This window comes from Nonomuraea sediminis (assembly GCF_018531495.1).
GTDB lineage: Bacteria > Actinomycetota > Actinomycetes > Streptosporangiales > Streptosporangiaceae > Nonomuraea > Nonomuraea sediminis.
The window spans coordinates 31,428-45,373 of sequence record NZ_JAHDTI010000015.1 but is presented as its reverse complement, the minus strand read 5'-3'; the positions used below and the strand labels follow the sequence as shown (position 1 = coordinate 45,373).

Annotated in this window: 14 protein-coding genes; 8 read left to right on the top strand and 6 right to left on the bottom strand. The window is 68.8% G+C overall.

Annotated features, from left to right (window positions below):
* Positions 1-27: 27 nt before the first annotated feature.
* On the bottom strand, positions 28-474 hold the full coding sequence (locus KIK09_RS45830) for an RDD family protein (protein ID WP_214325840.1): 447 nt from the start codon (positions 472-474) through the stop codon (positions 28-30).
* Between the two features lie 34 nt (positions 475-508).
* The gene (gene hppD / locus KIK09_RS45825) at positions 509-1,609 is read right to left on the bottom strand and encodes a 4-hydroxyphenylpyruvate dioxygenase (RefSeq protein WP_214325839.1); all 1,101 of its coding nucleotides are present in this window, start codon (positions 1,607-1,609) and stop codon (positions 509-511) included.
* A 67-nt stretch (positions 1,610-1,676) separates the two neighbouring features.
* On the opposite strand from hppD, the gene KIK09_RS45820 reads away from it, so the two are divergent.
* Together KIK09_RS45820 and KIK09_RS45815 are read left to right on the top strand one after the other, a co-directional pair.
* Entirely contained in the window at positions 1,677-2,162 is a 486-nt protein-coding gene (locus tag KIK09_RS45820) for an Lrp/AsnC family transcriptional regulator (RefSeq protein WP_214325838.1), read from the top strand.
* 107 nt (positions 2,163-2,269) lie between these two features.
* Complete coding sequence (locus KIK09_RS45815) at positions 2,270-4,366, top strand: transglycosylase domain-containing protein (protein ID WP_250574857.1); 2,097 nt, start codon at positions 2,270-2,272, stop codon at positions 4,364-4,366.
* Here KIK09_RS45815 and KIK09_RS45810 read toward each other — a convergent pair.
* The gene (locus KIK09_RS45810; RefSeq protein WP_214325836.1) at positions 4,352-6,307 is read right to left on the bottom strand and encodes a thioredoxin domain-containing protein; all 1,956 of its coding nucleotides are present in this window, start codon (positions 6,305-6,307) and stop codon (positions 4,352-4,354) included. The two genes, KIK09_RS45815 and KIK09_RS45810, sit on opposite strands and share 15 nt — an antisense overlap.
* Positions 6,308-6,339: 32 nt before the next feature.
* Between KIK09_RS45810 and KIK09_RS45805 the strand changes: the two genes are divergently transcribed.
* A complete protein-coding gene (locus tag KIK09_RS45805; protein WP_214325835.1) occupies positions 6,340-7,500 on the top strand; it encodes a hypothetical protein in 1,161 nt (386 codons plus the stop codon).
* Here KIK09_RS45805 and KIK09_RS45800 read toward each other — a convergent pair.
* The 3 genes from KIK09_RS45800 to mca all read right to left on the bottom strand — a co-directional run bounded on the left by KIK09_RS45800 (position 7,486) and on the right by mca (position 8,914).
* Positions 7,486-7,779, bottom strand: coding sequence for a GNAT family N-acetyltransferase (locus tag KIK09_RS45800; protein WP_214325834.1), 294 nt, complete (start codon positions 7,777-7,779; stop codon positions 7,486-7,488). The two genes, KIK09_RS45805 and KIK09_RS45800, sit on opposite strands and share 15 nt — an antisense overlap.
* The gene (locus KIK09_RS45795) at positions 7,780-7,944 is read right to left on the bottom strand and encodes a hypothetical protein (protein WP_214325833.1); all 165 of its coding nucleotides are present in this window, start codon (positions 7,942-7,944) and stop codon (positions 7,780-7,782) included.
* An 85-nt stretch (positions 7,945-8,029) separates the two neighbouring features.
* The gene (mca, locus tag KIK09_RS45790) at positions 8,030-8,914 is read right to left on the bottom strand and encodes a mycothiol conjugate amidase Mca (RefSeq protein ID WP_308164701.1); all 885 of its coding nucleotides are present in this window, start codon (positions 8,912-8,914) and stop codon (positions 8,030-8,032) included.
* 247 nt (positions 8,915-9,161) lie between these two features.
* On the opposite strand from mca, the gene KIK09_RS45785 reads away from it, so the two are divergent.
* The 5 genes from KIK09_RS45785 (at position 9,162) to KIK09_RS45765 (ending at position 13,908) form a co-directional block, all read left to right on the top strand.
* On the top strand, positions 9,162-9,485 hold the full coding sequence (locus KIK09_RS45785; RefSeq protein WP_308164700.1) for a DUF4307 domain-containing protein: 324 nt from the start codon (positions 9,162-9,164) through the stop codon (positions 9,483-9,485).
* Between the two features lie 107 nt (positions 9,486-9,592).
* The gene (gene greA, locus KIK09_RS45780) at positions 9,593-10,093 is read left to right on the top strand and encodes a transcription elongation factor GreA (protein WP_214325831.1); all 501 of its coding nucleotides are present in this window, start codon (positions 9,593-9,595) and stop codon (positions 10,091-10,093) included.
* A 76-nt stretch (positions 10,094-10,169) separates the two neighbouring features.
* Positions 10,170-11,330 (top strand): C40 family peptidase, encoded by a 1,161-nt coding sequence (locus tag KIK09_RS45775; protein ID WP_308164699.1) that lies wholly within the window; start codon positions 10,170-10,172, stop codon positions 11,328-11,330.
* A 70-nt stretch (positions 11,331-11,400) separates the two neighbouring features.
* Positions 11,401-11,922, top strand: coding sequence for an ATP-binding transcription factor AbmR (gene abmR / locus KIK09_RS45770; RefSeq protein WP_214325830.1), 522 nt, complete (start codon positions 11,401-11,403; stop codon positions 11,920-11,922).
* A 192-nt stretch (positions 11,923-12,114) separates the two neighbouring features.
* Complete coding sequence (locus KIK09_RS45765; RefSeq protein ID WP_214325829.1) at positions 12,115-13,908, top strand: phosphoenolpyruvate carboxykinase (GTP); 1,794 nt, start codon at positions 12,115-12,117, stop codon at positions 13,906-13,908.
* Positions 13,909-13,946 lie beyond the last annotated feature (38 nt).

The following is a 13,946-nucleotide window of genomic DNA, read 5'->3' as shown; positions in this document are numbered from 1 at the left end:
CAGCCTACGCCAGGGGAATATGGGGTTTCAGGCATCTATTACCAAAGTCTTGGCCGCCTTGTCGTGCAGAGCCTGCTTACGCGGGTCGAACAGGATCCAGCCATAGTTGACCAACTCGCCGATGCAGCAGAGCCAGCCGAGCACAACCCGGACGAACTCGCGCAGCGCGATCTGGCCGACACCGGCACGGCCGCCGTCCTCCCGCGAGACCCGCATGCCGAACAGCTTCTTGCCGAGGGTCTGCCCGTTCCAGAACGCCTCGAGCAGCCAGTAGTAGAGGTATCCGATGATCGTGACGATCAGCACGTGCTGCACGGGGACGCGTTCCCACACGCCTCGCGAGGAGTCCCACACCACCTTCCAGCCGCTGCTGAAGGGCGCGGAGACGAGGCTGATGATGATGGCGTCGAGGATGCCCGCGAACAGGCGGCGCCATCGGCCTGCCAGCGCGATCTGCGGTGGTGGTGATCCCATGAAGTCGTGATCACCACCACCATGTCATGACAAACTAAAGGTTGCCCCTGCGTTCCTGCTCGCGCTCGATGGCCTCGAACAGCGCCTTGAAGTTGCCCTTGCCGAAGCCGAGCGAGCCGTGCCGCTCGATGAGCTCGAAGAACACGGTCGGGCGGTCCTGCACCGGCTTGGTGAAGATCTGCAGCAGGTAGCCGTCCTCGTCACGGTCGACGAGGATCTTGCGCTTCTTCAGCTCCTCGATCGGCGCCCGCACCTCGCCGATGCGCGCCCGCAGCTCGGGGTCGTCGTAGTAGGAGTCGGGGGTGTCGAGGAACTGCACGCCCGCCGCGCGCATGTGGTCGACGGTGGTCAGGATGTCGTTGGTGGCCAGCGCGATGTGCTGCACGCCGGGACCGCCGTAGAACTCCAGGTACTCGTCGATCTGCGACTTCTTCTTGCTGATGGCCGGCTCGTTCAGCGGGAACTTGACCTTGCGCGTGCCGTCGGCCACGACCTTGGACATGAGCGCGGAGTACTCGGTGGCGATGTCGTCGCCGACGAACTCCGCCATGTTGGTGAAGCCCATCACGTGCCGGTAGAAGGCCACCCACTCGTCCATCTTGCCGAGCTCGACGTTGCCCACGCAGTGGTCGACGGCCTGGAAGAAGCGCTTGGCCGGCGGCTCGACCATCGGCTGGGCCGGCACGTAGCCGGGCAGGTGGACGCCGCCGTAGTTGGAGCGGTCGACCAGCGTGTGGCGGGTCTCGCCGTAGGTGGCGATCGCCGCCAGCACCACCTTGCCGTGCTCGTCCTCCAGCGTGTACGGCTCGGCCAGACCGGTGGCCCCCTGGGCGACCGCGTGCGCGTAGGCCGCCTCCACGTCCGGCACCTCGATGGCCAGGTCGATCACCCCGTCGCCGTGCTCGGCCACGTGCCTGGCCAGCTCGCCTCCCGGCCTGAGCGCACCCCTGAACTCGAACACGGCGCCGCCGGACTTGAGGACGTAGGCCACTTCGTCCCTGCTGCCGTTCTCGGGACCGCGGTAGGCGATCAGCTTCATGCCGAACGCGGTCGAGTAGTAGTGGGCGGTCTGCTTGGCGTTCCCCACCGCGAAGACCACGGCGTCCATACCGTTCACCGGAAATACGTCGCTCATGGCGCTAACTCTCGATTTTGGTGGACGAGCTGCGCAAGAGTTACTTAAATCAGTGGACACTATGTACATGACTATCGATGAGCTCGATGCCAAACTGCTCAGTCTGCTCACCTCCGAGCCGCGCCTGGGGGTGCTCGAGTGCTCGCGGCGCCTCGGCGTGGCCCGCGGCACGGTCCAGGCCAGGCTCGACCGCATGATCGCGCGCGAGGTGATCACCGGTTTCGGGCCCGACGTGTCGCCGGCGGCGCTGGGCTACGGCGTCACCGCGTTCGTCACGATGGAGATCAGGCAGATCGCCGGGCACGATCCGGTGCTGCACGGGCTGGCCAGGATCCCCGAGGTCCTCGAGGTGCACACGATCACCGGGGGCAGCGACCTGCTGTGCCGGGTGGTGGCCCGCTCGAACCCCGATCTGCAGCGGGTCATCGACCAGATCGTCGCGGTTCAAGGGGTGTTGCGGACGTCCTCCATCATCGCTCTGGACAATCCGGTCCCATACCGAGTGTTGCCGTTGGTCGCCGATGTCCCGCGCCATCGCGGAGGCCGGTCGTAGTATCGCTGCAGGGACGAGCACCGTTATCGATCGTTTACCCTGAACATCCGCCCAGGTGGTAGGGGTCGTGATCGGGGGTTCGGGTGCGGAGCGGTGGGGAGAAGGGCATGCGGAAGCGGCGGATCCTCCGCTATCTGTTGATCACTGTCGGTGCCGGAATCCTCGTGCTGGTGGGCCTTTTCGCCGTCGCGTGGGCCATGACGCCGATTCCCGACAGCACCCAGAAGCAGGCCACCGCGCAGGGCTCCGTGATCTACTACCGCGACGGCAAGAGCGTCCTGGCCCGCCAGGGCGTCGACCGGCGCAACGTCAAGCTCGCCGACGTGCCCAAGCACGTACGCGACGCGGTGATCGCCGCCGAGAACCGCTCCTTCTACGACGACGGCGGCGTGTCGCTCAAGGGCACCGCGCGCGCCGTGTGGTCCACGGTCACCGGCCAGCAGCTGCAGGGCGGCTCCACGATCACCCAGCAGCTGGTGCGCAACTACTACAGCGGCCTGAGCCAGGAACGCTCCGTGACCAGGAAGTTCAAGGAGATCCTGATCTCGATCAAGGTCGACCAGTCCAAGTCCAAGGACTGGGTGCTTGAGCAGTACCTGAACACGATCTACTTCGGCCGCGGCGCCAACGGCGTCCAGGCCGCAGCGCAGGCCTACTTCGGCAAGGACGTCGGCAAGCTCAGCATCGCGGAAGGCGCCTACCTGGCCTCGGTGATCCAGCAGCCCAGCCGCTTCGCCGCCCCGACGGGCGCCGACCTGGAGGCCGTCAGGGCCCGCTGGCAGTCGGTCATCCAGGCGATGGGCCAGACCGGCGTGCTCACCGCCCAGCAGGTCGCCGAGCAGCAGTTCCCCACGCTGAAGGCGCCGCGCAAGCCGTTCGAGCTCAAGGGCCAGCAGCAGTACATGCTCGACCAGGTCACCAAGGAGCTCAACCAGCGCGGCTACAGCGACGAGGACATCAACAGCGGCGGCCTGCGCGTCGTGACGACGTTCGACAAGAAGCTGATGGACGCCGCCGGGCGGGCGGTCAAGAACGTCCTGCCCGCCGGGGTGCCCAAGAAGATCCGCACCGGCCTGGCCGCGGTCGACCCGTCGACCGGCGAGGTCGTCGCCTTCTACGGCGGCAACCCCGACCGCTCCAAGTACGACAACGCCTTCTCCTCCACCGCGCAGGCCGGCTCGACGTTCAAGGCGTACACGCTGGCCGCCGCGCTGGACAACGGCTTCGACCTGTCGACCAGAGTGGACGGCAACTCGCCGATGCACGTCGCCTCCGACCCGACCCACCCCATCAACAACGACAGCAACCGCTCCTACGGCCGCATCGACCTGGTGCGCGCCACGCAGAACTCGGTCAACACCGCCTTCGTCCACCTCGGCCAGCAGGTCGGCCTCGACAAGGTGGCCGCCACCGCCGAGGCCGCGGGGATCCCCGAGGCGCAGATCGCGCCGCACCAGAGCGCGGCCTCCTTCCCGCTGGGCGTGGCCTCGGTGAGCGCGGTGCAGAACGCCTCGGGCTTCTCCACCTTCGCCAACAAGGGCGTCCACATGGAGGCCCACGTGGTCAAGTCGGTCACCGACGCCGAGGGCCTGAAGAGCGTCGTCAAGCCGCGCTCCACCCGCGTGATCAGCGAGAAGGCCGCCGGCGACGCCACGTTCGCGCTGCAGCAGGTCGTCAAGTACGGCACCGGCACCGCCGCCAGGCTCTACGACCGCCCGGTCGCCGGCAAGACCGGCACGACCGACAACAACGTCAGCGTCTGGTTCAACGGCTTCACCCCGCAGCTGGCCGTGGCCGTCGACATGTTCCGCGACGACCGCAAGCCCGTCACCATCCCCGGGTACGGCGTGCAGTTCGGCGGCCAGCTGCCGGCGCAGGTGTGGCGAGCGTTCATGACCGAGGCGATGAACGGCAAGCCCGTCGTCGACTTCCCCGAGCCCTCCGGCTACTCCTGGGGCTACAACGACTACGCCGACAACACCAACCCCACCCAGGACCCCCAGCAGGACCAGCGCAACACCGACCCGAACGCGGACACCCCGTTCACCGACCAGAGCCCGCCGGCGATCAACGACCCGAACAACACCCGCTCGCCGGACGACAACACGGGCCCGCCCGAGCAGAACGGCCCGCCGACCGACGCGCCCACGGGCGGCCCCGACGGCAACGCGCCGCCCACGATCCAGGCCTCACCCGGCGGCTAGCTGGGCCCGCAGCTCCTCCGGCGTGGTGACCGGCATCCGGCAGGCGAAGTTCCTGCACACATAGGCCGCCGGGGCGCCGTCCACGAGCCCGCGGCCCTCCAGCAGCGGCACCCCGGTCTGCTCGCCCGTCCCCAGCGCCACCACCAGCCCGGGGACGCCGGCCAGCAGCGCCTGCCTGTGCAGCTCCCGCGTGCGCGGGTCGTCGCGCGGCCCCACGATCGCCACCTCCACGGGCCCGCCCAGCGCCGCCTGCGCCACGGCCAGCCCCCAGCCGGCGAACCTGGCGTGCCCCCTGGCCAGCACCGACACCGTGCCCAGCGCCTCGTAGGCGGCCTCCCTGTGCCGCGCGGAGCCGGTCAGCGCCGCGTACGACAGCAGCGCGCCGGCCGCCGCGAACTGCCCCGACGGCGTGGCGTTGTCCGTGGGGTCCTGCGGCCGCTGGAACAGCCGCTCGGCGTCGTCGGCGGTGTCGTAGAACCCGCCGGAGCCGTCCGTGAAGCGCTCGAGCACGTCCTCGAGCAGCCGCTCGGCCAGCAGGAACCAGGGCTCGTCACCGGTCACGGCGTACAGCGCGATCAGCCCCTCGGCCAGGTCGGCGTGGTCCTCGAGCACCCCGGCGTTCGATCCGGCCCGGCCGTCGCGCGAGGTGCGCAGCAGCCGCCCGTCCGCCACGTGCACCCGCTCGAGGAGTTCGGCCGCCGCCGTGGCGGCCTCGACCAGGTCGGGCCGCTCGAACACCAGCCCGGTCTCGGCCAGCGCGGCGATGGCCAGGCCGTTCCACGCGGCGACCACCTTGTCGTCGCGGCCAGGCCGTACCCGCTGCTCGCGCGCGGCCAGCAGGCGCTCGCGGACGCTGTCGTAGCGCGCGAGGTCCGGCGGTTCGGCCAGGAGCTGCAGCACCGAGGTCCCGTGCTCGAAGGTGCCCGTCACCTCGAACAGCTCGGCGGCCCACGCGCCGTCCTCCGGTCCCAGGACCTCGGCCAGCCGCTCCGGCGTCCAGACGTAGAAGCGGCCCTCCTCGCCCTCGCTGTCGGCGTCGAGCGCCGAGGCGAAGCCGCCCTCCGGGGTGCGCATCTCGCGCAGCAGCCAGTCGGCGGTCTCCAGCGCGATCCTGCGCGCCAGGGCCGACCCTGTCACCTTCCACCAGTGCGTGTAGACGCGCAGCAGCAGGGCGTTGTCGTAGAGCATCTTCTCGAAGTGCGGCACCACCCAGCCCGCGTCCACGCTGTAGCGGGCGAAGCCGCCGCCGAGCTGGTCGTACATGCCGCCCCGCGCCATCGCCTCCAGCGTCGCGCCGCTCATGGTCCGCTCGCCGTACCTGAGCAGGAACTCCAGCACCATGGACGGCGGGAACTTGGGCGCGCCGCCGAAGCCGCCGCGGCGCGCGTCGAAACTCTCCCGCAGATTGCGTACGGCCAGCGCCAGCGTCTCCTCGGTGGGCAGCGGCCCGCTCGGGAGCGCGGTGTTCTGGTTGAGCGCCTCGACGACCTTGGCGCCCTGGGTGAGCACGGTGTCGCGCTCGTCCGTCCAGGCCTGGTGCACGCCGAGCAGCAGCCGCTGGAAGGTGTCGCGCGGGAAGTAGGTGCCGCAGTAGAAGGGGTGCCCGTCGGGCGTGGCGAACACCGTCATCGGCCAGCCGCCGCTGTGCGTCATCGCCTGCGTGGCGTTCATGTAGACCGCGTCGACGTCCGGGCGCTCCTCCCTGTCGACCTTGACGTTGACGAAGTGCTCGTTCATCAGCGCCGCGGTCGCGGGGTCCTCGAAGCTCTCATGCGCCATGACGTGACACCAGTGGCAGGCCGAATAACCCACGCTGATCAGCAGCGGGACGTCGCGCCTGCGGGCCTCGGCGAACGCCTCCTCACCCCACGGATGCCAGTCGACCGGGTTGGCCGCGTGCTGCAGCAGATACGGGCTGGTCGCGTCCTTCAAGCGGTTCATCAACACACCCTAGACGGCGTAGGTTACAGAGCGTGGACCTGGACTTCGTGTGCACGCACGCAGGGCGGCCCGCCGCGGCCCTGACGCGCAGGGACGTGGCGCGGGCGCTGCTGGCCGTGCCCTCCGGGGTGGCCCTGGTGGCCATGCCCGACCTGCGGCGGGCGCTGGTCGCCGTGGGCAACCCGCTGTCGCTGCCTTTCTGGGATTCGGCCAGGGCCACGCTCAGCTCGATCGAGGCGGGCGCGGCCACGGTCGGTGACGTGCAGCGCTGGGTCGAGTCGACCGGCAGCGAGCCGATCCTGATGACGCCAAGCTACTTCATCTGGCCGGAGGAGGACGAGCGCGGGCCCGTGGCCGAGGAGATGTTCGCGCTGCTCGTGGCCTATCTGGAGGAGCGGATCAAGGCGGGCGTCATCGACCCCGACGCGCTGGCGGAGGGCGCCCCGGAGGCCAGGCGGGCCTACGAGGAGCTGCAGGAGACCTGGCTGAGCACCGCGCTGCCCGACGGCAGGATGCCCGGTTTCGCCGTCAACGACGAGCAGGACGAGGAGCTGTTCGCCGCCTGGGACGAGGAGGAGGCCTATGCGCTGGCCGAGCTGCGGCGCATCCTCGGCGAGCTGCCCAAGCAGCCGGAGTTGCCCGTCGCCGAGCTCGACCGGGCCGCGACCCGGCTGCGCGAGCTGCTCGTGCTGCCGGGCTACCCGGCCAACGTGCTGCGCGCCTGCGCGGGCTTCGAGGACCGTCCGGTGCCCGACGACGACCGGGAGCTGTGGCTGGCGGTGGCGGCCGGCATCGCGGGGCCCGTGTCCGACCTGTCGGAGGACGGCGACTCGCTGGAGATCTTCACCGACATGGAGAGCGAGCTCAGCCACGAGGACACGGTGCTGGCCAACCTGTGCGCGATCCAGCACGCCGACTGGCTGGCGGCGGTGGCCGCCCTGGTCAGGCTCGGCCCGGGCGTGCTGGCCTCGCCGGAGCGCGTCGCCAGGCTCATCGCCGAGTCCGAGGACGTCGACCTCGACGCCGATTTCGACGACGAGCTGGACGACCTGGAGAGCACCGAGAGCATGTTCGGCTCGGTGGTGACCCTGTGGGGTTACCTGGGCATCGTCGACACCGACGACGTGCTCACGCCACTGGGCTGGTGGGGGCTGCCCAAGGCGCTGGAGCGCGCCTGGTCACCCGCTGACTGAGTCGTCGACCAGGTCGGCGAACTCGGGGTGGCGCTCGATGTAGTCCTTGACGTAGGGGCACAACGGCACCACCCGCAGGCCCGTGGCGCGGCTCGCCTCCAGGGCGAACTTGACCAGCCGGCTGGCCATGCCCTTGCCCTCGTAGTCGGGCAGCACCTCGGTGTGGGTAAAAACGATCTTCGTGGGCAGCAGCCGGTAGTCGGCGAACCCGGCGACCTTGCCGTCCACGTGCACCTCGAAACGGCTCTCACCCGAGTTGTCGACCACTTCTACGGACATCTATTCGGCTTTCTTGTCGTCGATGTCGGCCTCGTGCGGAACCTTGATCTTACCCATCTGCTTGTTCATGGACTTGATCAGAAACCACAGAGCCACGCCGATCACGGCGACGACGGTGAAGCCGAGCAGTCCAGGACTGACATCACCAGCAGCTAGAACGCTCACCCATCCAGTCTATGGTTCGCCTGACCGGTCCCCGAACCGGTGCCGGTACGGCGGGCGGCCGGTGGCGGCCCGCCGTACGGAAAGGTCACTTGCAGACGGGAGCGACGTCGTCGGCGTGGATCCCCGCGAAAAGATCGTCTTCGGGAAGCGTCGTGTCGACCAGCGTGCGGGCCAGGTGGTAGTCCTCGGTGGGCCAGATCTCCTGCTGCACCTCGCGCGGGCAGGAGAAGAACCAGCCGTCGGGGTCGATCTGCGTGGCGTGCGCCAGCAGCGCCCTGTCGCGGATCTCGAAGTAGTCGGCGCACGGCACCTTGGTGGTGACCGGCCACTTCTGCGGGCGGTCCTCCCAGCGGGAGATCCAGTCGGAGTACGGCGAGCCCATCCCGCGCGCCGTCATCGCCTCGTGCAGCGCCTCGAAGCGCTCCTTGTGGAAACCCATCTGGTAGTAGAGCTTGAGCGGCTGCCAGGGCTCGCCGGTGCCGGGGTAGCGGTCGGGGTCGCCGGCGGCCTCGAACGCCTCGATCGAGACGCGGTTGGTCATGATGTGGTCGGGGTGCGGGTAGCCGCCGTCGTCGTCATAGGTGATGATCACGTGCGGGCGGAACTCGCGCACGGCCGCCACCAGGGGAGCCGAGGCGTCCTCCAGCTTCTGCAGCGCGAAGCAACCCTCGGGCAGTTCCTCCTCCTCGCTCTCCGGCAGGCCGGAGTCGACGAAACCGAGGAAACGCTGCTGCACGCCAAGGATCTCCCTGGCCTTGTCCATCTCGGCCTTGCGGATCTCGGCGATGTTGGCCACGACCTCGGGCCGGTCCATCTTCGGGTTCAAGACGGACCCGCGCTCGCCACCCGTCAGCGTGCACACCAGCACCTCGACGCCTTCGCGCACGTAGCGTGCCATGGTGGCGGCACCCTTGCTCGACTCGTCGTCGGGGTGGGCGTGGACGGCCATCAGCCTCAGCGGTGCACTCACGGGCTCGATGTCTCCTCAGTCGGACCGATCACTTATTTTTAGCTGGGCGTACGCGAGGGCCCAGTCACATGGGCACGGCCCCCGCAGGCGACAATTGTCTCGGATAACGAGTGTCTCGGATAACGCCGAGGAAGTGCAGGGAGATTCCGCCATGGCCACGAGAGATGTCGGGAACGGGCCCGTTCTCGGCACCCCCGACGACTTCCCCGACCGTCCACGGCGCGGGGGCCGGCTCGTGGTGCACCTGGTGATCGGTGTGCTCGTCGCCATCGTGGCGGGCGGCTGGGGCTACGTGATGTGGTCGATGACGGGCAGCAGTACCGGGGTGAGCAACCAGATCATTTACTTCGATGTGAATCGGGCGGATCAGGTTGAGATCACCTTTGAGGTGGCCAAGCCGGAGGACCGTACGGCGGTGTGCCGGATCAGGGCGACGGATGTCAACCACGCGGAAGTTGGCGCCAAGGAAGTAAGAATTCCGCCAGGTGAGGGTACTAAGACGCTCAAGGAACGCCTCGACACGAGTGCCCAGGCGACTTCCGTCCACATCCAGTACTGCAATCTCGTATAGTGAGACATTTGGGGAAGCGTTCGACCGGTTAACTTGTTAGCCTTTCGCAATTCGACAGGACGCAACCCCAAGTGATCCAGGGCCCCCTAGGCAAGCAAGGAGTACCCGTGGCCGACTCTCGCGATGAGAACGTCACCTGGCTGACGCAGGAGGCGTACGACCGCCTGAAGGCGGAGTACGAGTATCTCTCCGGCCCAGGGCGCGTCGACATCGCCAAGAAGATCGAGGCCGCCCGTGAGGAGGGCGACCTCAAAGAGAACGGCGGCTACCACGCGGCCAAGGACGAGCAGGGCAAGATGGAGGCCCGCATCTTCCACCTCCGGCAGATCCTCGACAGCGCCCAGGTGGGGGAGGCTCCGAAGACCGAGGGCGTCGTCGGTCCGGGGATGACCGTGACGATCCGGTTCGTCGGCGACGACGACGAGGTGACCTTCCTGCTCGCCTCGCGCGAGGAGAGCGGCGCCCCGATCGACGTGTACTCGCCCAAGTCCCCGCTGGGCGCGGCGATCAACGGCAAGAAGATCGGCGACAAGGCGACCTACTCGATGCCGAACGGCCGTCAGAACACCGTCGAGATCCTCGAGGCAGTGCCCTATATCGGCAACTGATCTGCGTAGGAACGACCCGCCGGGCCCTGGAGGGTCCGGCGGCTCTTTCGCGTTCTCTGAGGATCTGGCCTTCCTGGTGAAGTCCAGGAAGCGGCGCGACCCGCGGCGGCTGGTGCCGTTCATCGTGATCACGCTGGTCCTGGTGCTCACCACGGACCTGTTACTCCTGCTGCAGCCCGAGACTCCGCAGGCGGCCCGGCAGTTACCACACCACCGGCCCGTCCCGACAGAGAACCTGGTCGCCGAGAGCAAGCGCAACGAGCCCGTCGCGCCGCTGGGCCAGCTGCACAAGCCCAACCTGTTCGTGGTCACCCGCAAGCCGTTCACCACGCCGCTGCTGCGCAAGGTGGCCAAGCTGCGCGGCGTGCGGGCGCTCGAGCTCGCCGACGCCGCCTCGATCATGCTGGACGGCAAGCGGGTGCAGACCCTGGCCGTCAATCCCTCCAGCTTCCGCGCCTACACCCCGCGGGTGACCGCCGCCTCCGACGCGCTGTGGGCCAACGTGGCCGCCGGCGACGTGGCTGTGTCGTTCGTGCTGGGCAACGACGGCGGGCTGGCCCTGCACAGCCGGGTCCCCGCGCCGGTCGGGCAACTGCGCATCGGCGCCTACGCCACCACCGGGTTCGGCGCCATCGACGCCGTGGTGTCCAGGCAGACCGGGCGCACCCTGGGCCTGCCGCACGACAACGCCCTCATCATCAGCGCCCCCGAGGCCGACTCGCTGCGGCTGCGCAACGCGCTGCGCAAGGTGCTGCCGAAGGGCTCACAGGTCGCCCTGGTCAACGCGGTGCTGCCCGCCCCGCAGACCCAGAAGCAGAACTGGCCGGTCGGCTCGTTCATGACGGCCCAGCAGATCACCGCCGCCCTGACGGCCGGCGCCTCGAAGGTGGGCAGGCCGTACGTGTGGGGCGCCGAGGGCCCTGACTCCTTCGACTGTTCCGGCCTGGTCCAGTGGGCCTTCGCCCAGGCGGGGGTGCGGATGCCCCGGGTCACCGACCAGCAGTGGCTCACCGGCCCGCGGATCTCGCTCAACGACGCCCAGCCGGGCGACCTGATCTTCTGGCGCCTCGACCCGACCAACCCCGACTACATCTCGCACGTGGCGATCTACTGGGGCGGCGGGAAGATGCTGGTCGCGCCCCGCACGGGCGACGTCGTCAAGATCGCCCCGGTCAGCACCAGGGGCCTGGCGGGCGTGGTCCGGGTGAGCCCGGTCGCCGCCGCACGGGTGCGTTAGTACTTCCTTTCCGGCAACACCCCCATAACCGTACTCTTCCTGTCTTCGGCAACGATGTAATGTTGATTACATGGAAAGCGAAGAAGCAACGGAGCGCGTGCGGGGCTGGTTCACCGGCCGGCTGCCCGAGGGTTGGTTCACCGGAGCGCCGCAGATCATCAGGGACCGCGAGGAGATCGCGGTCATCGGCACGCTGCCCGAGCCCCAGACGGAGGGGTCGGAGGCCGAGCGTGTGGCCCTGCTCGAGGGCCTGGCCAGGCGGTTCAGGGAGGAGACGCGCGAGCGTCGGATCGAGATCGCCAAGGAGGCCGAGCGCCGCTTCCGCCAGAAGGTGTCGTGGGGCGTCGTGTGCGGCGGCGAGACAGTGATGTTCACCACGCTGTCGGTGCCGGTGATGACCCGGTTGCGGCAGTCCGAGCGACAGGTCCTCGACACGCTCGTGGCCGCCGGCGTGGCCAGGAGCCGCAGCGACGCGCTCGCCTGGTGCGTGCGCCTGGTCGGCAAGAACACCGACACGTGGCTCGGCGAGCTGCGCGACGCGCTGCAGCACGTGGACCGCGTGCGCTCCGCAGGTCCGGACGTGAATTCATAAACGCGATTGGTATAAACCACTGAAGAAATTGGTTTAGACCATGGGGACGATTCTTTAAATCGCCGCTCCATGGGTAGGCTCCACCAATCATCAGGCCCACAGCCTGCGACGACAGGTCTATGCCAATTGGCTTTCCGGCGTCGTCGTCGTTAATGATGTTTGGGCCCGCGAAAGAGTGGAGGAGCCAGAGCCGTGTCCGTTTCCGTGGAAGTTCCCGCGCCGACGACCAATGCCGAATTGGTCGCCTGGGTGCGTGAGATCGCCGCCCTGACCCAGCCCGACAGGATCGAGTGGTGCGACGGCTCGGAGGAGGAGTGGACGCGCCTGACGAACCTGCTCGTGCAGCAGGGCACCTTCACCCGCCTGGCCAAGCGGCCCAACAGCTTCTACGCCAAGTCCGACCCGAGCGACGTCGCCCGTGTCGAGGACCGCACCTACATCTGCTCCGAGCGTGAGCAGGACGCCGGGCCGACCAACAACTGGATCGCTCCCGACCAGATGCGCGCCACGTTCGGCGAGCTGTTCAGCGGCTGCATGCGCGGCCGCACGATGTACGTCGTCCCGTTCTGCATGGGCCCGCTGGGCGGGGAGATCTCCCAGGTCGGCGTCGAGATCACCGACTCCGCCTACGTCGCGGTGTCGATGCGGATCATGACGCGCATGGGGTCGAAGGCGCTGGCCGAGATCGAGAAGAGGGGCGAGTTCGTCAAGGCCGTCCACTCCGTCGGCGCGCCGCTCGCGCCGGGGCAGCACGACGTGCCCTGGCCCTGCAGCGACACCAAGTACATCAGCCACTTCCCCGAGACCCGCGAGATCTGGTCCTACGGCTCCGGCTACGGCGGCAACGCGCTGCTCGGCAAGAAGTGCTACGCGCTGCGCATCGCCAGCGTGATGGCCCGCGACGAGGGCTGGATGGCCGAGCACATGCTCATCCTCAAGCTCACGCCGCCCTCCGGCGAGGTACGTTACATCGCCGCCGCCTTCCCCAGCGCCTGCGGCAAGACGAACCTGGCCATGCTGCAGCCCACGATCCCGGGCTGGAAGGTCGAGACGGTCGGCGACGACATCGCCTGGATGCGCTTCGGCGCTGACGGGCAGCTGTACGCCATCAACCCCGAGGCGGGGTTCTTCGGCGTCGCCCCCGGCACCGGCGAGGTCACCAACGCCAACGCGATCAAGACGCTGTGGGGCAACAGCATCTTCACCAACGTCGCCCTCACCGACGACGGCGACGTGTGGTGGGAGGGGCTCACCGACACGCCGCCCGCCCACCTGACCGACTGGAAGGGGCGTTCCTGGACGCCCGGCTCCAGCGAGCCCGCGGCTCACCCGAACGCCCGCTTCACCACCCCCGCCGGGCAGTGTCCGACCATCGCCCCCGAATGGCAGGACCCCAAGGGCGTGCCCATCTCGGCGATCCTGTTCGGCGGCCGCCGCGCCACCGCGGTGCCGCTGGTCACCGAGTCGCTGAGCTGGCAGCACGGCGTCTTCCTCGGAGCCAACGTCGCCTCCGAGAAGACCGCCGCGGCCGAGGGCAAGGTGGGCGAGCTGCGCTACGACCCGTTCGCCATGCTGCCGTTCTGCGGCTACAACATGGGCGACTACTTCGGCCACTGGCTGGAGATCGGCCGCCGCGAGGGCGCCCGGCTGCCGCGCATCTTCTACGTCAACTGGTTCCGCAAGGACGCCGGCGGCCGCTTCATCTGGCCCGGCTTCGGCGAGAACAGCCGCGTGCTCAAGTGGATCGTCGAGCGGCTCAACGGTACGGCCACCGCCGTCCCGACGCCCATCGGGCTGCTGCCGGAAACGCTCGACACCGACGGGCTCGACATCGCCGAGGAGGACCTGCGCACGCTGCTCAGCGTCGACGCCGAGGTGTGGCGCGAGGAGGCGGCGCTGATCCCGGCGCACTTCGAGAAGTTCGGCAGCCACCTGCCCAAGGAGCTGTGGGCGGAGTACAACGCCCTCCTCGACCGGCTCGCCTAGGTGACTCCCGCGCTCACCCGCGTCGTCCCCAGGGACGA